Raw genomic sequence first — 20,026 nt, 5'->3', positions numbered from 1 at the left:
ATTATGGCACAAGCAGTTGATGTAAAAGGAAAATTACGTGTGGGTCCATCTCCGCACATCCGTACGGCACGAACATCTTCGTGGGTTATGTCACAGGTGATGATCGCAATGATTCCACCGACTATCGCAGCTACCTACTTCTTTGGCTGGTGGGTACTGGTGATGGTGGCCATCGGTATAGTCACAGCTGTGGCTTCTGAATATATTTATCAGAAACTGACGTATAAGCCTATAACGATCCATGATAACACTGCAGCGGTGACCGGGATGCTGATTGGATTGAGCCTTCCTGTGACGGCCCCGATCTGGATGATCATGTTCGGTTCAATATTTGCTATCATCATCGTCAAGCAGATGGGTGGGGGCGTTGGCAAAAACTACTTCAATCCTGCTGTAGCGGGAAGGGTCGCTATCAAAGCCTTCTTCACTCCATGGCTCGCTAACTGGGTGCTCCCGGGCGGGTTTTTCGGAAGTGGCTACAGAGGCGTAGATGCTGTTTCTACTGCGACTCCACTCGAATATCTTGGTGACGGAGCTCAAACAGTTGCAGCAGAAGTTCCAGGCTTATGGGACCTGTTTATGGGCTTCAATTTAGGCGGAAACGTTGGGGAAACATCTAAACTGGCTATATTGATCGGCATGTTGTACTTGATTTTCAGACGTATCATCAATCCGAAAATACCGATTTTGTATATTTTGACTACGACAGTCGTCATGGGCTTATGGGCCAACTTTAATTTCGACTTTATGATGGCTCACGCTTTAACGGGAACCTTGTTCTTTGCCGCAACGTACATGGCAACAGACTATAGTTCCGGTTCATTAACGCCTGAAGGCAAAACAGTCTTTGCCATCGGAGCAGGTCTTCTGACTGCATTCTTCAGGATCGCGTTCAATTATCCTGGTGGTGTCGGTTTTGCTATTCTCATCATGAATGCACTGGCCCCTTCTATCGACAGCAAATTGATGCCGCGTATCTATGGACATAAAAAAAGACCGGCAGTTAAATTCAATCGTCAGAGTGAAAATAATTAATGATAGAGTAAAAAAGAGTGACGCAATGAAAAAACATTGCATCACTCTTTTTATATGAATGAATAGACGATGCCGCCAAGAAACCCCGTCACGATAATTATTTGAATGGGGCTTGCCTTGTATTTTCTCATTAAGAAGAGAGCGATGGCAAAGAAAACAATGGATACATAATTGAGTTCCGCCAGATCAAGGGGCCAGTCACTGTGTCCAAACATGGCAGTCAAAAAGATCGTCACTCCGGCAGATGCAATTAAGGCAACGACTGCCGGTCTCAAGCCCTGAATGATGCCCTGCACCATCGTTATATTTTGATACTTAAAGTAAAAGTAAGCCAACAGCTGAACAATGATGACAGAAGGGAGCGTTACACCAACTGTCGCCACGACTCCACCCAAAATACCTGCTATCTGGTTTCCAGAAAAAGTCGCAGCATTGATGGCGATAGGCCCGGGCGTCATTTCCGAGAGAGTCAGAATATCGATAAACTGCTGATTAGTAATCCAGCCTTGTACGTGGATGAGTTCCTGCTCGATAAGAGGCAAAGCAGCATACCCGCCACCAAAACTGAAAAGACCTATCTGAATGAAGCTAAGGAGTAATTTCAAATATATCATTTTTTACCCTCCTCATCCTCTTCATGTCTCAGCTTCCAGATTGTCGTCAATGCACCGATGATCCCTGAAAAAAGCAGCAGCCAGAGAATATTGACCTGATAGATGATACCGGCAATCAGAGCCGCTATCATCACGAAAATAGGAATGAGCTTCTTCTGCACAACGATGCGTTTCCCCATGTTATAGACCACATTCACGATAATAGCGGCCACACCGGCCTGCATGCCGAGCAAAACGCTATTGACAATGGCATTATCCCTGACAGCGATATAAATATAAGCTAAAGCCGTCATGATCATTAGTGGGGGGAGGATGGTCCCTAATACAGTGATCATGGCTCCCGGGACGCCAGCCATGCGGTATCCGATGAGGATCGATGTGTTGACAGCGATAGGGCCGGGAGCGGATTGTCCCAGAGCGATGAGATCCAGCATCTCATCTTCATCGATCCAGCCTAATTCATTAACGAATTTTTTTTCCATAAGGGGAACGATCACGTAACCTCCGCCGAACGTAAACATACTCAAAAAGAATGTCGATTTAAAAAGTGTTATAAACAAAGTTTTCTTTTCCATTGTCTCCATTTGCGCCTCTCCTTTACAATCTAACTTCAATTATAGTAGAATTCAGATTTGATTCAAAGAGAAAGTAGGGAAAAATGCCATTTGTGTGTGTTTTTATCAAATAATCGGTATAATGTCATTAAGAATGTAGGTGCTTGGAGGCGTTAATATGATCAATTTATTATTTTCCTTAGATGAAAATTATATCTATCCTTTAAAAGTCCTGATTCAATCACTGGTGGAAAACCATCCGGACGTATCTTTTCGTATGTATCTACTGCATGCAGGGATGAGCAAGCAAAAATTAGAAGAGCTGCGATTATTTGTTGAGGAGGAAGGAAATCATGAACTGATCGCCGTTTACAGCAAAGATTTTTTCAAATCTTCTGATAAGCTGGCTATAACCCGTTATTATGCTTTGGAAATGTATCTCTGGATGTTTGCGCCTTATCTCCTGCCTGATGATATCGACCGGGTGCTTTATTTGGATCCGGATATAGTGAACGTCGGGGATATCAGACCTTTTTATAACAAATCATTTAACGGTCATTCCTTCATCGCGACGAATTATAAATATAAAACAAAGTGGGTTCAGCCGTTCAACAATCTGCGTCTGAGAAATTTTGAATCGGAAAATTATTTCAATTCCGGCGTGGTATTGATGAATCTGAAAAAACTCCGACGGGTCGGGGATCCTGATCATCTGGTGGAAGCGATCCGTGAAAACAAATCGATTCTTATTCTTCCTGATCAGGATATTTTCAATATGTTATATGTCAATGATATCAAGGAAGAAGACTGGCGCATCTACAACATGAATCCGAAGGTATATGAGAAGCTTAAAGTCATTTTTCCTAACAAGTATAATCTTAAGATGATCGAAAATGAAGTCGTGTTCATTCATTATTCGGGTAAACATAAACCGTGGAATGAACGGGATAAATATAAATATACGCTGGGAGATTATTACTTCGATGCTGAGCGAAGAGCGTATAATCTGGTTGAACATAAGCCATTAATAAATAAGGGGAGTAGATTATGAGTAAAGAATATGATTACGACTATCTGGTCATTGGGGGAGGCAGCGGGGGCATTGCCTCCGCTAATCGTGCAGGGATGCACGGTGCCCGGGTGGCATTGATCGAAGAAGGTCCTCTCGGTGGGACCTGCGTCAACTTGGGGTGCGTACCGAAGAAAGTCATGTGGTATGTCGCTGAAATGATGGAGTCTCTGCATTTATACGGAAAAGGGTACGGAATCGAAATGAAAGAAGACCCTGTCTTTCGTTATAAGCAAATGATGGAGAACAGGGAAAAATATATCTCCTTTTTACATACCGCTTATGAAAAAGGACTGGCTTCCAATAATGTTACGCATATAAAAGGACGAGCGACTTTTGTGGATGAGTCTACCGTGGAAGTGAACGGTCAGAAAGTTTCAGCAGAACATATCCTGATCGCTACAGGTGGCAAACCCAAACGCCTGGATATACCGGGAGGCGAGTTAGGGATCGTTTCCGATGATGTCTTCCGGCTCGAAGAATTGCCTAAAAGCATAGCAGTGATCGGGGGTGGTTATATCGGTGTTGAGATGAGCGGGATCATGCATGCTCTAGGTGTGGAAACACATCTGTTCGTCAGAAAACCGGCACCTCTATATAACTTTGACTCCATCATCTGTGAAGGCTATCAGGCTATTTCAGAGAATGAAGGGCAGCATATACATGTGAACAAAACAGTCGTCCGTCTGGAAAAGAAGAGTGAACAGACCTATGTGCTTCATTTCAAAGACGGTACTACTCATGAAACAGAACAGGTGCTATGGGCGACAGGAAGAGTGCCGAACACCAGCGGGCTGAATCTGGAAACTGCAGGCGTGAATCTCTATCCTGGAGGATATGTTGAAGTCGATCGCTATCAGAATACGACGGGAGACAAAATTTATTCAGTGGGTGATGTGACGGGACGTGCGGAATTGACCCCAGTTGCGATCGCTGCGGGACGCCGCTTATCTGAACGTCTCTTTAATGATAAAAAGAATGAACATCTTGACTATGATAATATTCCGACAGTTATTTTTACGCATCCTCCTATTGGCACTGTAGGTATGACAGAAGAACAGGCGAGAGATTTATTTCCGGATGATTTCATAAAGATATATAAAGCAACCTTTACATCGATGCACAGCGCCATTACCGGGCATCGACAAAAAGCATATATGAAACTGGTCTGTGTGGGAAAAAGAGAAAAAATCGTCGGCTTGCACGGTATCGGCAAGGGAATGGATGAGATGCTCCAGGGTTTTGCAGTAGCCATTCAAATGGGAGCGACAAAAAAAGACTTTGACCGCACAGTAGCGATCCATCCGACAGCAGCTGAAGAATTTGTTACGATGAAATGATTGTACGTTTTTAGATGGTTTGTAAAGGATTTCAATCATTATAATGTTCGTTAATTAGTCAAATGCGAACTTTTTTGATTATAATTTGATTAATTTTACGTATTTCGTTGCTTTTTCGATGAGGATGTACTATGATTAAATCATCTTAATAAGTGTTATCTAATATAATTTAGCGATATGGGCTATAGTTTCTACCAATCCCCTTAAAGGATTGACTATTAGATTAAACAATACGTATTGTTTATGATGTAGTTGATTAAAGACGGGAAACCGTCTTTTTTCATTTACATCTATTTTTCCCATTGTTTTATTAGATAACCCTTTGCAGTAACTCCACGGAAATGGAGAAAACATTACGAAAGAGGGTTTTATCTTTGTTAGAAAAATTCTTTCAATTGAAAGAGAACAACACCACCGTAGGAACAGAAATCGCAGCCGGATTGACCACATTTTTTGCCATGTCATATATCATATTTGTTAATCCACAAATCTTAGCGTTGACCGGCATGCCGACTCAAGCTGTATTTTTAGCGACAGTCATCTCAGCAGCTGTGGGTACACTGATTTTAGCTCTATATGCCAATGTACCGTATGCACAGGCCCCGGGGATGGGCTTGAATGCATTCTTCACTTACACAGTCGTATTCGCCCTTGGCTTTACCTGGCAGGAAGCACTGTTCATGGTTTTCCTGACAGGTGTGGTAGGGATTCTTATCACCGTCACTTCGATCAGAAAGAAAATCATTCATGCGATTCCAGAATCGCTTCAGCATGCCATCGGCGGGGGCATTGGCGTGTTTATTGCATACATTGGCCTGAAAAACGCGGAGCTTCTGGCGTTCACTTCTGAAGGACAATCGATCATCTCTGTGAATAATGAGCCGTACACTGCAGGAACCGAAATCAACGGTGCTATCAATACTGTCGTGACCGGGGGCGGCATCATTCCAGACATGGGAAGCTTCACTAACCCATATGCATTGCTTGCATTGATCGGACTCGTTGTGACGATCATTCTGATGGTAGCTAAAGTGAAAGGCGCGATTCTTATCGGGATCGTCTTCACTACGATCATGGGGATTCCAATGGGCGTTACTGATTTGTCTGGTTTGAGCAATCCGGCGAATTCCGTTGCATCAGCTTTTGGGGAGTTAGGAACAACTTTCGGCGCAGCATTTGGATCAGAGGGACTAGGATCCCTGCTGGCTGATCCATCCCGCTATGCCATTATATTAATCACGATTTTTGCGTTCACACTGACAGACATCTTTGATACGATCGGGACCTTTATCGGAACGGGGAGAAAATCAGGTATCTTTACATTGGAAGATGAGAAATCAATGGATTCAGGAAACGGCTTGAACACTAAAATGGAAAAAGCTTTACTTGCTGATACAGTAGCAACATCTATAGGTGCAGTATTCGGGACTTCACCAGTCACCACATTTGTTGAAAGTGCTGCAGGTATCGGAGCCGGCGGCCGTACAGGTTTGACAAGTCTGACGACTGGGACACTGTTCCTGCTCACAGCTTTCTTCTCACCAGTGATGTCTGTCGTTCCAGGAGCTGCGACAGCACCGGCTTTGATCGTTGTCGGGATCCTTATGATGTCTGCTTTTGCAGAAATCGACTGGAACAATCTGGAAGAAGCCATTCCGGCCTTCTTCGCATCGATCTTCATGGGATTCACTTACAGCATCTCTTATGGTATCGCAGCAGGCTTCCTGTTCTACATCATTACAAAAGTTGTCAAAGGTAAAGTACAGGTCGTTCACCCAGTTTTATGGGCCACGACAGCGCTGTTCATCTTTAACTTTGTTATTCTAGGATTGATTTAAAGAGTTTTACAAAGAAAGAGCAGCTGCCTGGGGAGGCGCTGCTCCTTTTTTTGAGTTTTAAACTGGAAATCTGGGATGTTCGGCTTATTAAAGTAGAAGGGATCAGTGAATACACCGAAGCCAGAGCAGGTTCGGTGTATCCGGGAGGCTGCGAGAGTCGAATGAGCCGAAGGAGAAGGACGTTCGGCTTATTAAAGTAGAAGGGAGCAGTGAACAAGCCGAAGCAGAGCAGGTTCGGTGTATCCGGGAGGCTGCGAGAGTCGAATGAGTCGAAGGAGAAAGACGTTTGGCTTGTTGAAGTAGAAGTGAGCAGCGAACAAGCCGAAGCAGAGCAGGTTCGGTGTATCCGGGAGGCTGCGAAAGTCGAATGAGTCGAAGGAGAAAGACGTTTGGCTTGTTGAAGTAGAAGTGAGCAGCGAACAAGCCGAAGCCAAAGCAGGTTCGGCGCATACAGAAGGTGATCACAGATGAATCAGCCAAAGAAGCACACAAAAGATAAGAAAAAGCCGTAAAGTCATCAAGATCAGTGACTTTACGGCTTTCATTCATACTATCAATATTTGTTTATTCGAATCGCAATGCATCGATCGGGTTCAGTCTTGCAGCTTTGCGTGCAGGGTAGATTCCGAAGAAGATACCGACGGCTGTTGAAAAGACGAGAACAAGAGCAACACTGCCGAGTGTATAGATCGGTACGATATTTAAAGCACCGGCAATTATATTCGAGAGTAAAATACCTAAAGTCAGACCGATCATTCCGCCAATGAGACTTAAGATAATAGCTTCCATCAGGAATTGGATCAGGATGGTTTTAGTTGTCGCACCCAGCGCTTTACGGGTTCCGATTTCTCGTGTCCGTTCTGTTACGGAAACCAGCATGATATTCATGACGCCGATACCCCCAACAAGTAAAGCTATGCCTGCAACTGCAGCAATAAAGTTGATGAACAGGCTTAACACATTATTGACCTGATCAAGTGCCTGTAGGAAATTTCTGGCATTATATACATTCTCTCCGACAGCGTCATTGCGAAGCTCCAGCAGTCTGACGACTTGATTAGAGACCGGTTCGATCTGCTCCGTTTCCTGAACTTCGATGATAACAGAATTCATTCCAGCCAGCTGGGGGACCCGCTGCCCGATTGTCGACTGTGGCATAGCCATGAACAGAGGAATCTGATCGGCATCGAATGCGCCTTGCATGCTGGCAAAAGATCCTTCCACCACGCCTACGATACGCAGGTCGAAACGCGACTGGGTAATGGACATGGTCAGTGTTTCACCGACGACATCCGTTCGTCCGAACAATGCTTCAGCGCCGTCTGTATCAATGACGACGACTTCGTTCCTTTCATCGAAATCCACTTGATTGAAATAACGTCCATGGACCAGATTGGAACTCATTGCTTGACTGAGATACTGTAAATCGGGTGTGCCGTAAGACACGACAGCCTGACGGGAATCCATTTCCGTAGATGCTGTACCGGCAATTTGCTCATTCGGTGAAATATAGCGGACCTCGTCGATCGAATCTTTCAGAACCACTAAGTCCTCTTGAGTAAGGGCTTCATCCGGGTCGTCTGTTCTGTTTGCTGTCAGGTTGATCGTTGTGGCACCCAAGTCACTGAACGTTGAAGTAATTTCCTGAGCGGCCCCGTTCCCCACGGCCAGGATCGCAATAACTGACGCAATACCGATAATGATGCCCAGCATGGTCAGGAAGGAGCGCATCTTGTTTGCGAAGATACTGTCCAGTGCCATTTTAAAGTTTTCCTTTATGAACACTTAATCCACCTCCGCTTCTGAATGCTTTTTAGGTGTAACTTTTTCATCTTCGATGATTTTTCCATCACGGAAGTGAATGATACGTTTCGTATAGGCAGCCATTTCAGGCTCGTGAGTGACCATAACGATCGTGGTGCCTTCTGCATTCAAATCCTGAAAAATTCGCATAATGTCTTCAGTAGTCTTGGAATCCAAGTTCCCTGTAGGCTCATCTGCCATGAGTACGGAGGGCCGATTCACGATTGCACGGGCAATGGCAACACGCTGTTTCTGTCCGCCGGAAATTTCGTTCGTGAAGTGATACAAACGATCACCCAACCCCACTTTTTCCAGTGCTTCTGTTGCACGTTCTTTTCTTTCATTATAAGGAACTTTAGCATAAACAAGCGGAAGCATGACGTTTTCAAGGACATTCATGCGCGCCATCAGATTAAAGGACTGAAAGACAAAGCCGATCTCTTTATTTCTGATCCCGGCCAGCTGAGAATCAGATAAGCCAGTCACATCCTTACCGTTGAGCAAATATTTTCCGCTGTCAAATCGGTCAAGCAGTCCCAGGATATTCATCAGTGTGGATTTCCCGGATCCGCTGGGACCCATTACGGAGGTGAACTCTCCTTCTTTGATTGAGAGCGTTACTTTATCCAATGCTCTGATAGTTTCTCCGCCCAAACGATATATTTTCTCTATATCGGTAATTTCTATCACGAGATATCCTCCTTCTAGTTTTCCAGCTCGACTTCTAAGCCATCTTCAATATCTGCGCCTGGAGACAGTACGACCTGATCTCCGGCTGACACGCCGTTTGTCACTTCAATAATGGCTTCAGACTGAATGCCTGTTTCAATATCGGCACGTTCTGCGATCCCGTCGGTCACAATAAATACATAGGGTTCGTTGTTTTCGTTGTAATTCAGTGCCTCTACGGGTATGACCAGAGCCCCCTCTTCTGAATCCACGATGATATCGACATCGATCTCAAAGCCGGCAATCAGGCCGGACGTGTCTGAGTCAAATGTGACCGTGGCCCCCAGCTGAGTCGTGGCACCGGTTTGTGTCTGCTGTTGTGTAGCTACAGGGTCGATTTCAGAAACGGTCCCCTCAAATTCCGTGTCGTTATAGGTTAAGATAACAGCCTGATCGACCTCGACTTCACTCGCATCGGATCGTGATAATTGAAGAGCGACTTTCAAGTCAGTCAAATTCGCGATGACGAGCGACGGCCGTCCCTGCTGGGCACTGTTATCTGCAGCGTCTTCTGCTACATTCACCTGAGTGACTGTACCGTCAAAGTCCGCTTCAAAAGTCGTACCGTCCACATACGTTAGGAGCGTATCGCCTTCTTCGACTGTGTCTCCGACCGACACGTTCAGTTCAGTAACTAATCCCTGACCGATGATTTCCTGTGTCTCACTCGGTTCGATCATTCCCGATGTCACTACCGTATCGGTTATGTCTTCTTCTGTGACCTCAGCTGTTCTGACGGTCGCTATGTCATCTTCCTGTTGACTGCTGTAGATGCTGTAACCGACAAAGCCAACAAAAGCCAGAAACAGTATCAATCCTATCCATTTTTTCCCTCTCATAATTAAGCGTCCTTTCTCTTTTCTTATTTTTATAAACTAAGTAACAACCTTAATTATACAGCTTGAAAAGAGTGGTTTCTATGAATACGAGATAAAATCATGAAATCTTCATGCTTTGAGAACGGTAAAAAAGTTGCTTGGGATATAATAAACCGTTAATCAAGAGGGTCCGTTTAGTGTGTGATTTCGATATGTGGTAAACTATAAATACAATGAACGCAGATATCAACGATGCAAGTGAAAGGGAAGGAGAAACTCGAATGAAAGAGAAAGTTTTTGCAGTCGGTGACGTGCACGGGCAGATCACGATGTTTAAAGAGATCCTTGAGTACTGGAATCCTGATGAAGAACAGCTGGTCCTGGTCGGAGATCTGGGCGACAGAGGGGAAGACCCCAAAGCATGTTTCGAGTTAGCCAAAGACCTCGTGGATAATCATGATGCCATTTGTCTCCGGGGGAATCATGAAGAAATGCTTCTGGACTTTCTGCAGAATCCGCAATATTCCGCTGCCACTTATGAAATGAACGGAGGCATGGTGACGGTCCAGTCTTTCCTTCAGATGGAAGAAGGGAATTATGACGCTGTCGAACTTGCCGCAAGCCTGCAGGCAAAAGTCCCGTGGCTGAAACCCTTCATCGAGTCTTTACCTTTAAAATATGAATGGGAAGATTACGTTTTTGTGCATGCCGGGGTCGATCTGACGCTGGATGACTGGCGCGATTCCAAAAAACGTGATTATGTCTGGATCAGAGAAGGCTTTTACGATCAGCCGAATCATACGGATAAAACATTTATTTTTGGCCATACGGTAACGGCGATGCTGCATAACGTTCAGACGAATACAGATATCTGGGATTCCGGTGACGGAAAAATCGGTATCGACGGGGGAGCGGTATACGGCGGGACCATGCACGGGCTCGTTTTTGACAAAAAAGACCTCGTTGCTCAGTATAAAGTAGATAATACCGGGTACGCATTTTCTGAGTACCTGAGGAAGAAGGATTCATAATAAGCATGAGAATAGGCACACTATCGGATCTGCATATCGATCGAAATAAATGGGAGCTTGACGACGGAGAAACCACGCTTTCTATCCTGTCAGGTATGATAAAAGAGAAGGCAGTAAATGTCCTCCTTGTAGCCGGAGATATCTCCAATCATTACCTTGAAAGTCATGCATTCCTGAAAAAACTTGAGCAAGAAGCCGATGTTCCAGTGAAATTCGTTCCCGGAAATCATGATTACTGGGCCAAAGAACACGATGTTACAGACAGTCATGAAATCAATGCTTTTTTCAACCAGCAGCCATATTCTCTTGTTGGTAAACCTTACCTTTTAAATGAAGACTGGGCAGTAGTGGGGACACCCGGCTGGTACGATTACGGCTATGCGGACCAGGAAAAATACAGTGAAGCCCAGTTTGAAAAGAAGAAATATGGGTTTGCTTCCTGGAACGATCTGCACTTTGTCAACTGGAACCAGAGTGACAGAGATGTGAGTCAGGCTATGCTGAACCAGCTTTATAAAGACCTTCATGCAGTCAAAGGCAAAAAGGTCATTATGATGACGCATATAGCGACGCATCCGGAATTCGTGGTCCCACTGCCGCATCGCATCTATAACTATGCCAATGCCTTTCTTGGTGCAAAGGGATATGAAGCAGTATATAAGGACTTTGAATCCATCAAGTACAGTATCATGGGTCATGTGCACTTCAGAAAAGTCATCCGGGAGGGAGACAAAACCTTTATTTCTCCTTGTCTGGGGAGCAGTAAGCACTGGACAGATAAGCGGCTGAAAAATCAGCTGGAAAAAAGTCTGGTCACGTTCGACCTTTAAAAGGGCGGATCCAAGATTATGGATTCGTTCTTTTTCGATTTTATGATAAACTGGATGAGATGAACTAACGTATTGGAGATGAATGGTTTGACAGAAGAAAATAAGCATATATTAAATTTACTGATAAAGGATTTAAAAGGGTATTCTAAAAAACAGATCACCGCTGTACTGGACTTGCTCGAAGGCGGCAATACTGTCCCGTTTATTGCCCGTTACCGTAAAGAGGCCACCGGATCGCTGGATGAAGTGCAGATCAGAGAAATCGAAGAGCGGCACACCTATCTGACGAATCTGGAAAAACGAAAAACAGATGTCCTGGCATCGATCGAAGAACAGGGAAAACTGACTCCTGAGCTCGAAAAAGAGATCAAAACAGCGAATCAGATGCAGCGTGTGGAAGATTTGTACCGTCCGTATAAACAGAAACGTCGCACAAAAGCAACGATCGCCAAGGAGCAGGGGCTGGAACCTTTAGCAGAATGGGTACTGACCTACCCTTCAGGCTCTTTAAATGAAGAAGCCGCAAAATACATCGATGAAGAAAGCGGCGTGACATCAGTCGAAGATGCCTTGGCTGGTGTCCATGAAATCCTAGCGGAACACGTTTCAGACAATCCGACTTACCGCGAATGGATCCGTGAATATACCTACAACAAGGGCGAGATCGTCTCCAAAGTCAAAGATGAAGAGGCGGATGAAAAAGGTATCTTCGAGATGTACTACGATTACTCAGAGGCGCTGGACAGCCTTGTTTCCCACCGTATACTGGCATTGAACCGTGGGGAGAAGGAAGATATCCTTACAGTCGGTATCTCCGTAGACGAAGACTATATCCACCGCTACATGGCCCGTCAGGAACTGCCTGATGGAAAGGCGACAGAAGCAACTGAAAAAGTTAAAGAGGCGATCAGTGATGCCTATAAACGCTTCATCGGCCCGGCGATCGAACGAGAAATAAGAAGCGACCTGTTTGAGAAGGCGGAAGAACAGGCGATCAGTGTCTTTGGCGAAAATCTGCGTAATCTTCTGCTTCAGGCCCCTTTAAAAGACCAGACGATTTTAGGCCTGGACCCGGCTTACCGAACGGGCTGTAAACTGGCTGTCATCGACGCGACAGGTAAAGTGCTCGGTATCGATGTGATCTATCCGCATAAACCGGCGCCTGCCGGGAAGAGGAAGGAAGCCAAAGGTAAGTTTCTGGAGATGGTGAAAAAGTATAACGTGGATACGGTCGCCATCGGTAACGGGACGGCCAGTCGCGAGTCGGAGACCTTTACCGCTGAAGCACTTAAAGAAGTAGACAAAAAAGTGGCTTATGTCATCGTCAACGAAGCGGGAGCGTCTGTTTATTCAGCAAGCCCCGAAGCGCGCCGAGAATTTCCGGATCTTCAGGTCGAACAGCGGAGTGCCGTCAGCATCGCCAGACGTCTGCAGGACCCCTTAGCCGAACTGGTCAAGATCGATCCGGAAGCGATCGGGGTCGGACAGTACCAGCACGATGTGTCCCAGAAGAAACTGAGCGACCAGCTGGACTTTGTCATCGAAGTCGTCGTCAACCAGGTAGGCGTCAACGTGAATACCGCGAGTGCTGCGTTACTCAAACACATCTCCGGGCTGACCAAGACAACTGCTGAAAACGTCGTGACCTACCGTGAAGAAAACGGGAAATTTACCAGTCGCTCGCAACTGAAGAAAGTCAAGCGTCTTGGACCTAAAGCCTTTGAACAGTCGGTCGGCTTCCTGCGTATTCCGGACGGAAAAGAGCCCTTTGACAATACCGGTATCCATCCCGAGACATACAAAGAAGCAAAACAAATCATCGAACTGACTGGTCTGACAAAAGACAGTCTGGGTTCAAAAGATCTAAAAGCCCGGTTCAAACTTGTGGATGATGAAATGATCATGGAAGAAACGGGTCTGGGACAGGAAACGATCGAAGATATCAAAAAAGCTCTGGTCGCTCCAGGACGAGATATGCGTGACGACATGCCTGCACCGCTGCTGCGTACAGATGTTTTGACGATGGAAGATTTGCAGGAAGGCATGGAGCTTGAAGGGACCGTGAGGAATGTGGTAGACTTTGGCGCGTTCGTAGACATTGGTGTGAAACAGGACGGTCTGGTCCATATTTCAAAATTAAGTAATTCCTTCATCAAGCATCCAAGCAATGTGGTCGCTGTCGGTGATATCGTGAAAGTATGGATCGATTCAGTGGATGTGAATAAAGGCCGCATCTCACTCAGCATGATCGAAAAAGAGAATAAATAAGTATGTAAAAGGGGAGGTCAGGGGTCTGTTTTGACCTCTGACTTTATAAAAGGCGGAAGTTTTATGGAAACACATGAACTGCAGCAGTTAGTTGAAGAAATTTCTCTGAAAGAATTCAAGCAGCCGTTCAGGCACAAAGCATCATTTAACAGTCGACTGCGAACCACAGGAGGCAGGTATCATCTTGGTTCACATCATCTGGATTTTAATCCGAAAGTTTTCGAAAAAGCTGGGATGGAGACCTTCATAGGGGTCATCAAACATGAACTGTGCCATTATCATCTGCACTTAAACGGTAAAGGGTATCGGCACAAGGACAGCGACTTCAAAAATCTGCTCAAAGAAGTGGGAGGTCTGCGCTACACGCCGTCATTAAAAACATTGGACCAGCCGATAAAAGTCTGGCAGTATCAGTGCAGAAAGTGCGGCAGTGTCGCTCAAAGAAAACGGCGATTCAATACAGAAAAATTCGTCTGCGCCAAGTGTAAAGGTTGTTTTGAGCTGTTAGGAAAAACCGAAATGAAAAAGACAGCCGTTGACTGAGATCAGCGGCTGTCTTTTTCTCCTTATATCCTGATACCGACTTGTTCAAAGTGCTGTTCGAGGTCTGAAATGTTGCCGTCAAAAACATGACCCTCCATTCCCAGAGCGGCTGCGCCTTCGATATTCTCTCTTGAATCATCTACAAAGAAGCATTCGGACGGTGCGAGATCGAAGTAGCTGAAAAACATCTGATAAAGTTCTTTTTCCGGTTTGAGGCCTTTCCAGTCTGAAGAGAGAAACAGACCATCGAAATAATCCAGTCCTGGAATGATGTGTTTGAACTGGTGAAAATCCTGAGACACGTTCGAAAACAAATAGAGGTCATATCCATTGGCTTTCAGCCGTTCAAGAATATCTTCCATTTCAGATATGGGTGTCATATTTTCATACCAGGTGTCTAAAACATCGCTCACTGATCGATGAAGTTCAATAGGAAGATGTGCCGAAGCTCGTTCAACTAGTGCCTCTTTTGTTAGGGTCCCCCGGTCAAACTGCTGCCACAAGTCAGCGTAAAAGATTTCATCCAGTAATAGCTTCTGGTTTTCTGTGTTGGATGTATATGTCTTTATAAAGTCTTCCGGAGCATATCGGATCAATACATTTCCCATGTCGAATACTACGTTTTTTATCAAGTGTCTGCACTCCTTTATATCATAAAGTCAGCTCGTCTTCCATTTTAAGATACCATATAAATCCAGTATATCAGTAATATTCTGTATGATTTTTCGTATAGGATATTGACAATCAGGCAAAACATTGATATGATAACTTTTGTTGAGTATAAAGCGCACGTGGCGGAATGGTAGACGCGCCAGCTTGAGGGGCTGGTGGGGCGATGCCCCGTGGAAGTTCGAGTCTTCTCGTGCGCATAAAGAGAAAAAGGCGGCATCCAAAATTATTTTGGATGCCGCCTTTTTCTACCTTTATAAATATTTTATCAGCTGGATCATTACGCTGTTTAGGTATAAGAAACTCACCTATATTTTTAAACTTTCGGATTTTAAATACTTGTGACCAAAACTCAGCTGATATATCTTCACTGTACACATGAGAATATTTGCGCGTAGGGCCATCATGAAATTTATTATTCGGGACAAGTCACAGGAATTTTCTCGTTCACTTGTACCGAATAACTCTATTCGAAACAAGTGGGATTTAAAAAATACCTTACTCGTACCTAAAACAGTTATTCGGCATGAGTTTCGACGTTTAAGCGTTGCGCTTGTACCTAATAATCTTAAATAACCGCCAGCGTGCTAAGATGGATAGGTTCATATATTGGGTATTAAATTATAGTATTATTTGCTCAAGATGTTAAATATCAAAATGAGAAATCGACTACTTTCTCCAGAAAGTCCCGCAGTCTTTTTTATCTTCAATATTAAAGCGGATCATGTCGTCGAGCAAATCATAGTTGACAGGCTGCTTGCGTTTGATCTTGAAGGTTTCTTTAAGAAGGTCATAGTCGGATCCGTCGATCTTTTCCTTAAATCGACGCAAGGCTGCTTTTTCAGGGGCAACAGAAATATGATTTTTAGCTGCGCTGAACGCAATGATGAACGTATCATGATCCGTATACATCGGCTGGTTCCAAGCAATGCGCTTGCCTAGATCCGGAAACTCTTTTTCCACGTGCTGATGGATAGCAGCAACCTTTTGTTTCATTTCCTCATCATCTATGGTGTCCAAGTAATCTTCGAAAGTTTCCAAATTCAATCACTTCCAATCATAAGTGTAAATCGATTACAGCAAAACAGCTGAGGCAAGACTGATCATAAGAGGAATAGTCACGATGGCAAGGAAGCTGGCCAGAATAATGATCCGGGCGCCGTATTCATAGTCCCCGCCATATAGTTGAGAAAAAAGTGCCGTATTGACCGCTGTGGGTGTGGCATTGGCGATGGATAAAACCAGAAGAACTGACGGATGTGCGATCGGAAGCAGCCACAGCAGGAAAACACCGATTATTGGTGCTATAATTAAACGGATGGCCACCGTCCAGTAGTTCGATCTCACAAGGAAAATATCCTTGACCCTGCTTCTTGCCAGATAACCGCCCAGTAAGATCATGCCCAGAGGAGAACTCAGTCCGCCGATCGTATCTAAACTGTTATATAAAACACCCGGTATAGGGATACGGAGGATGTACAAACCGAAACCGATAAATGACCCTAAACTAGCCGGATTGGTCAGGATAGAACGCAGCGTGATGGCTTCATTTCCTTCTGACAGCATCCATTTTCCGTATGTATACTGGAAAATCGCCGAAGTCACGATATACATAGAAAGATAGAAGATACCTTCATAACCTAATATAGGCAAGACGATCGGAATCCCCATATAAGCGGTATTGGAAAAGACGATGGCATACCGGTCGATTTTCGACCGGTTCCGGAGCAGTGTATGAGCTAAAGCGATACGCGAAAGAATGATCGATAAAGCACCCATAAAGGATGTGAAGAGTATGTAAAGCTGACTGGGATCATAATCCTGCTGGAACGACATTAGAATGACGATCGGTATGATGAATTTTGTTACAATGTTAGCGAGCTGCTGCGTACCGTCCATGTTCAGGAATTTGAATTTAACTAAAACGAAGCCAAACATCATCACAAAAAACATTTGAAGCAGCTGATTAAAAATGACTGAAGATATTTCCATAATAAACGCCTTCTATCCATACGGTTTGTAGTCGGAGATTTCATTCTCTTATCGATTACTATACCGTTTCATCCACCTATTTGCAAAAGGAGAGACAGATAATGTTCACTGCCATTCATCACGTCGCGATCATTGCGAGCAACTACGACGTTTCCAGATATTTTTATACCGAATTGCTTGAGTTTCCTGTAATCAATGAGGTTTATAGAGAAGAAAGACAGTCCTATAAATGTGATCTGAAAGTGGGGGAAAGTCAGATCGAATTGTTCTCATTCCCTGATCCGCCCAAACGCCCGAATAGTCCAGAAGCAGCTGGGCTTCGTCACTTGTGTTTTGGGGTAAAGAATATCGATGAGACTGTGAAAAAACTTGAAAATAGAGGGATAGACTGTGAGGACATCAGAGTAGACCCGTATACCGGTAAGCGATTCACCTTTTTTAAAGATCCTGACGGCCTGCCCCTGGAAGTCTATGAAGGCTGAACCAATTCGGACTAAAGCGAGGGATGTTCTAGGCTGTACGATAAACGATAAAAAAGCACAAAAAAAAGCGCCCTTGTTTCCGCAAGGGCACCTGCATAGAAAGGAGATGATTTATGAAAAAGAAAACTAGTAGTACTGCTACTAACTTTGTTTCTACATAAATGATAACGCATACATCAGACTATGTCAACACTAAAATATAGATAAACAGAAAAATAATTAATCGCTTTCTTAATTGGCGTCAAAACTGAGGAAACGGACGGGAGAGCTTGACGCTAAGATGAAAGTAAGGCAAAATAAAGAATAAATATGAATGGAGGAACGAGTAATGAGTAAAAAAATGATCCACACATGCATCCGTGTAAAAGATCTGGATAAATCAGTCGCATTTTACCAGGATGTTTTAGGAATGGAAGAGGTCAGACGCCTGGATTATCCGGAGCATAAATTCACACTGGTTTATCTGGCTCTCCCTGGGGACAATTATGAACTGGAACTCACATATAACTACGATCAGGAAGAGCCGTATGAGTTAGGGAACGGCTATGGACATATCGCGATCGGTGTAAACGATCTGGAAGACACACATGAAGAATACAGCCAGTCCGGTTATCTCGTGACTGATCTGAAAGGTTTGTCAGACGGGGCTGCGTCTTATTTCTTCATTAAAGACCCGGATGGTTATAAAATCGAAATCGTTCAGCTTTAATAAACCGTGCCGGGAAATGTCCCGGCTTTACATATAAAGGGGATAAGTACACACATGGGGGATATGGGTTTTAATACTGGAACATTTCATTACGGTTCAAGGAGAGAGCTTGTTTACGGAAAAAACGGCATGGTCGCCACGTCTCATCCGCTGGCTGCACAGGCTGGACGGGATATTTTAAAAGCCGGTGGAAATGCCATCGATGCTGCGGTTGCGACTGCAGCGGCATTGACGGTGGTCGAACCGGGATCGAACGGTATCGGGGGTGACAGTTTCAGCATCATCTGGAAAGACGAGAAGCTTTATGGGCTGAATGCGAGCGGCCCCTCACCGAAAGGACTGGATCCCACTGGGTATCTGGATAAGTCAGAAACGTTTCCAACCTACGGACTCAAGGCAGTTAATGTGCCAGGCATCCCAGCCGGATGGGCGGAGCTGGTCGAAAAGCATGGCAAACTGTCACTTGAAGTTGTCCTGGAACCGGCAGCGAAACTGGCCGACGAAGGTGTGGCGATTTCTGATACCGTTCACAACGCTTATCGGCGCTCTTTTAAACGCTACACTAAAGAAAAAGAACGGTACCCGGAACTGGCCTCCTGGTTTGATGTGTATGCGCCCGAGGGTCGGGTACCTGATGTGGGTGAAGTATGGGCATCCAAAGGACACGCCAGAACGCTTCGCCTGATTGGGCAGACTGGGGCCCGTGCTTTTTATACGGGTGAAATAGCTGAGGCGATCGCTTCATTTTCTCAAGCATATGGAGGGTACCTGCGGAAAGGTGATTTGTCAGATTATAAGCCGGAATGGGTCGCTCCGGTGAAGGTGAACTACAAGGGCTACGAGGTGTGGGAAATGCCGCCGAATGGTCAAGGGGTTGTGGCCCTGATGGCTTTGAATATACTGAAGCAGGTGGAGCTTCGGGGAAAAGATGATCCTGATACGCTGCATAAACAAATCGAGGCTATCAAACTGGCATTTTCCGATGGTCAGCTGACCATTGCGGATACGGATCACATGAAATTGAGTGTTTCAGAACTCTTGTCAGAAGAGTATGCGAAAGAGAGAGCCGCCTTGATTCAGACACAGGCAATAGATGCCCGTCCTGGAATCAGGGACGATTCAGGAACGGTGTACTTGGCGACAGCAGATAATGAAGGGAATATGGTTTCCTATATTCAAAGCAACTACATGGGGTTCGGATCAGGTGCCGTTGTGCCCGAGTATGGTGTGAGCCTGAATAACCGTGCGGTCGGATTCGTTCTGGAAGAAGGTCATGTCAATGCGCTGGCCCCGGGAAAACGGCCGTTCAATACGATCATCCCCGGTTTTCTGACTAAAAATAATCGGGCTGTAGGACCTTTTGGGATCATGGGCGGTCACATGCAGCCGCAGGCACACCTGCAGGTCCTGCAGTCCATGATCGATTTTAAAATGAATCCCCAGGATGCCTTGGATGCACCAAGGTGGCAGTGGGTAAAAGATAAAAAGGTAATGGTCGAACCGACGATGCCGCTGGCCCTGATCACAGCGCTTAAAAACAGAGGGCATGCAGTAGAGGTAGAACTGGAAAAAGGTAACTTCGGCAGAGGAGAGATCATCATAAAAACAGAACATGGAACGTATATCGGTGCAACGGAACCGAGGACTGATGGGATGGTTGCGGTATGGTAAAGGTAAGGAACAGTCAATCAGCGTAATAAAC

The 20,026-nt window shown here is 45.0% G+C and carries 19 protein-coding genes, 1 tRNA gene and 1 riboswitch; of the genes, 12 read left to right on the top strand and 8 right to left on the bottom strand.

What is annotated here, in order from left to right:
- The first annotated feature begins 3 nt into the window (after nt 1-3).
- Nucleotides 4-1,035: an RnfABCDGE type electron transport complex subunit D gene (locus BM049_RS06160; RefSeq protein WP_091529526.1), complete on the top strand. Its 1,032-nt coding sequence runs from the start codon at nt 4-6 to the stop codon at nt 1,033-1,035.
- 50 nt (nt 1,036-1,085) lie between these two features.
- On the opposite strand, the gene BM049_RS06155 is transcribed toward BM049_RS06160, so the two are convergent.
- Both BM049_RS06155 and BM049_RS06150 read right to left on the bottom strand, forming a co-directional pair.
- Entirely contained in the window at nt 1,086-1,649 is a 564-nt protein-coding gene (locus BM049_RS06155; protein ID WP_091529525.1) for a chromate transporter, read from the bottom strand.
- Nucleotides 1,646-2,233, bottom strand: coding sequence for a chromate transporter (locus tag BM049_RS06150; RefSeq protein ID WP_342741348.1), 588 nt, complete (start codon nt 2,231-2,233; stop codon nt 1,646-1,648). Before BM049_RS06150 ends, BM049_RS06155 begins: the two co-directional genes overlap by 4 nt.
- A gap of 148 nt (nt 2,234-2,381) precedes the next feature.
- On the opposite strand from BM049_RS06150, the gene BM049_RS06145 reads away from it, so the two are divergent.
- From BM049_RS06145 to BM049_RS06135, 3 genes are all read left to right on the top strand, one after another.
- The gene (locus BM049_RS06145; RefSeq protein ID WP_091529523.1) at nt 2,382-3,254 is read left to right on the top strand and encodes a glycosyltransferase family 8 protein; all 873 of its coding nucleotides are present in this window, start codon (nt 2,382-2,384) and stop codon (nt 3,252-3,254) included.
- On the top strand, nt 3,251-4,612 hold the full coding sequence (gorA, locus tag BM049_RS06140) for a glutathione-disulfide reductase (RefSeq protein WP_091529521.1): 1,362 nt from the start codon (nt 3,251-3,253) through the stop codon (nt 4,610-4,612). The genes BM049_RS06145 and gorA overlap by 4 nt, the downstream gene beginning before the upstream one ends.
- 140 nt (nt 4,613-4,752) lie before the next feature.
- Nucleotides 4,753-4,850, top strand: a riboswitch (purine riboswitch).
- Nucleotides 4,851-4,986: 136 nt separating this feature from the next.
- On the top strand, nt 4,987-6,450 hold the full coding sequence (locus BM049_RS06135; protein ID WP_245751878.1) for an NCS2 family permease: 1,464 nt from the start codon (nt 4,987-4,989) through the stop codon (nt 6,448-6,450).
- 564 nt (nt 6,451-7,014) lie between these two features.
- Here BM049_RS06135 and BM049_RS06130 read toward each other — a convergent pair.
- From BM049_RS06130 to BM049_RS06120, 3 genes are read right to left on the bottom strand one after another with little or no spacing between them, the layout of a single operon-like run.
- Nucleotides 7,015-8,235: an ABC transporter permease gene (locus tag BM049_RS06130; RefSeq protein ID WP_091529518.1), complete on the bottom strand. Its 1,221-nt coding sequence runs from the start codon at nt 8,233-8,235 to the stop codon at nt 7,015-7,017.
- Nucleotides 8,236-8,943, bottom strand: a complete 708-nt coding sequence (locus BM049_RS06125; RefSeq protein WP_091529516.1) for an ABC transporter ATP-binding protein — start codon at nt 8,941-8,943, stop codon at nt 8,236-8,238.
- 14 nt (nt 8,944-8,957) lie between these two features.
- Nucleotides 8,958-9,821: an efflux RND transporter periplasmic adaptor subunit gene (locus tag BM049_RS06120; protein ID WP_091529515.1), complete on the bottom strand. Its 864-nt coding sequence runs from the start codon at nt 9,819-9,821 to the stop codon at nt 8,958-8,960.
- Nucleotides 9,822-10,081: 260 nt separating this feature from the next.
- Between BM049_RS06120 and BM049_RS06115 the strand changes: the two genes are divergently transcribed.
- From BM049_RS06115 to BM049_RS06100, 4 genes are all read left to right on the top strand, one after another.
- Complete coding sequence (locus BM049_RS06115; protein ID WP_091529513.1) at nt 10,082-10,831, top strand: metallophosphoesterase; 750 nt, start codon at nt 10,082-10,084, stop codon at nt 10,829-10,831.
- A 5-nt stretch (nt 10,832-10,836) separates the two neighbouring features.
- The gene (locus tag BM049_RS06110; protein ID WP_091529512.1) at nt 10,837-11,661 is read left to right on the top strand and encodes a metallophosphoesterase; all 825 of its coding nucleotides are present in this window, start codon (nt 10,837-10,839) and stop codon (nt 11,659-11,661) included.
- An 87-nt stretch (nt 11,662-11,748) separates the two neighbouring features.
- Entirely contained in the window at nt 11,749-13,929 is a 2,181-nt protein-coding gene (locus BM049_RS06105; protein WP_177188612.1) for a Tex family protein, read from the top strand.
- 63 nt (nt 13,930-13,992) lie between these two features.
- The gene (locus BM049_RS06100) at nt 13,993-14,472 is read left to right on the top strand and encodes a SprT family protein (RefSeq protein ID WP_091529510.1); all 480 of its coding nucleotides are present in this window, start codon (nt 13,993-13,995) and stop codon (nt 14,470-14,472) included.
- A gap of 23 nt (nt 14,473-14,495) precedes the next feature.
- Here the strand turns inward: BM049_RS06100 and BM049_RS06095 are convergent, their stop codons facing one another.
- The gene (locus tag BM049_RS06095; RefSeq protein ID WP_091529508.1) at nt 14,496-15,104 is read right to left on the bottom strand and encodes an HAD family hydrolase; all 609 of its coding nucleotides are present in this window, start codon (nt 15,102-15,104) and stop codon (nt 14,496-14,498) included.
- 153 nt (nt 15,105-15,257) lie between these two features.
- Between BM049_RS06095 and BM049_RS06090 the strand changes: the two genes are divergently transcribed.
- Nucleotides 15,258-15,341 (top strand) — tRNA-Leu (locus BM049_RS06090).
- A 469-nt stretch (nt 15,342-15,810) separates the two neighbouring features.
- On the opposite strand, the gene BM049_RS06085 is transcribed toward BM049_RS06090, so the two are convergent.
- Both BM049_RS06085 and BM049_RS06080 read right to left on the bottom strand, forming a co-directional pair.
- Nucleotides 15,811-16,182, bottom strand: a complete 372-nt coding sequence (locus BM049_RS06085; RefSeq protein WP_091529507.1) for an iron chaperone — start codon at nt 16,180-16,182, stop codon at nt 15,811-15,813.
- Between the two features lie 33 nt (nt 16,183-16,215).
- Nucleotides 16,216-17,133, bottom strand: a complete 918-nt coding sequence (locus BM049_RS06080) for an AEC family transporter (protein ID WP_091529505.1) — start codon at nt 17,131-17,133, stop codon at nt 16,216-16,218.
- Between the two features lie 101 nt (nt 17,134-17,234).
- Between BM049_RS06080 and gloA2 the strand changes: the two genes are divergently transcribed.
- The 3 genes from gloA2 (at nt 17,235) to ggt (ending at nt 19,995) form a co-directional block, all read left to right on the top strand.
- Entirely contained in the window at nt 17,235-17,615 is a 381-nt protein-coding gene (gloA2, locus tag BM049_RS06075) for an SMU1112c/YaeR family gloxylase I-like metalloprotein (RefSeq protein WP_091529504.1), read from the top strand.
- 328 nt (nt 17,616-17,943) lie between these two features.
- Nucleotides 17,944-18,324 (top strand): lactoylglutathione lyase, encoded by a 381-nt coding sequence (gene gloA, locus BM049_RS06070; protein ID WP_091529502.1) that lies wholly within the window; start codon nt 17,944-17,946, stop codon nt 18,322-18,324.
- Nucleotides 18,325-18,378: 54 nt separating this feature from the next.
- The gene (gene ggt / locus BM049_RS06065; RefSeq protein WP_245751877.1) at nt 18,379-19,995 is read left to right on the top strand and encodes a gamma-glutamyltransferase; all 1,617 of its coding nucleotides are present in this window, start codon (nt 18,379-18,381) and stop codon (nt 19,993-19,995) included.
- The last annotated feature ends 31 nt before the right edge of the window (nt 19,996-20,026 follow it).

Origin of the sequence: Alkalibacterium subtropicum (assembly GCF_900112455.1) — a bacterium.
In the GTDB taxonomy this organism is placed as follows: domain Bacteria; phylum Bacillota; class Bacilli; order Lactobacillales; family Carnobacteriaceae_A; genus Alkalibacterium; species Alkalibacterium subtropicum.
This window is presented reverse-complemented; position numbering and strand designations above follow the sequence as displayed.

Bases quoted from the DNA above. Each gene is read 5' to 3' on its own strand.
- BM049_RS06160 (WP_091529526.1), top strand. From the start codon at position 4: ATGGCACAAGCAGTTGATGTAAAAGGAAAATTACGTGTGGGTCCATCT.
- gorA (WP_091529521.1), top strand. From the start codon at position 3,251: ATGAGTAAAGAATATGATTACGACTATCTGGTCATTGGGGGAGGCAGC.
- gloA (WP_091529502.1), top strand. From the start codon at position 17,944: ATGAGTAAAAAAATGATCCACACATGCATCCGTGTAAAAGATCTGGAT.
- BM049_RS06150 (WP_342741348.1), bottom strand. From the start codon at position 2,233: ATGGAGACAATGGAAAAGAAAACTTTGTTTATAACACTTTTTAAATCG.
- BM049_RS06120 (WP_091529515.1), bottom strand. From the start codon at position 9,821: ATGAGAGGGAAAAAATGGATAGGATTGATACTGTTTCTGGCTTTTGTT.
- gloA2 (WP_091529504.1), top strand. From the start codon at position 17,235: ATGTTCACTGCCATTCATCACGTCGCGATCATTGCGAGCAACTACGAC.
- ggt (WP_245751877.1), top strand. From the start codon at position 18,379: ATGGGGGATATGGGTTTTAATACTGGAACATTTCATTACGGTTCAAGG.
- BM049_RS06110 (WP_091529512.1), top strand. From the start codon at position 10,837: ATGAGAATAGGCACACTATCGGATCTGCATATCGATCGAAATAAATGG.
- BM049_RS06145 (WP_091529523.1), top strand. From the start codon at position 2,382: ATGATCAATTTATTATTTTCCTTAGATGAAAATTATATCTATCCTTTA.
- BM049_RS06100 (WP_091529510.1), top strand. From the start codon at position 13,993: ATGGAAACACATGAACTGCAGCAGTTAGTTGAAGAAATTTCTCTGAAA.
- BM049_RS06155 (WP_091529525.1), bottom strand. From the start codon at position 1,649: ATGATATATTTGAAATTACTCCTTAGCTTCATTCAGATAGGTCTTTTC.
- BM049_RS06080 (WP_091529505.1), bottom strand. From the start codon at position 17,133: ATGGAAATATCTTCAGTCATTTTTAATCAGCTGCTTCAAATGTTTTTT.
- BM049_RS06115 (WP_091529513.1), top strand. From the start codon at position 10,082: ATGAAAGAGAAAGTTTTTGCAGTCGGTGACGTGCACGGGCAGATCACG.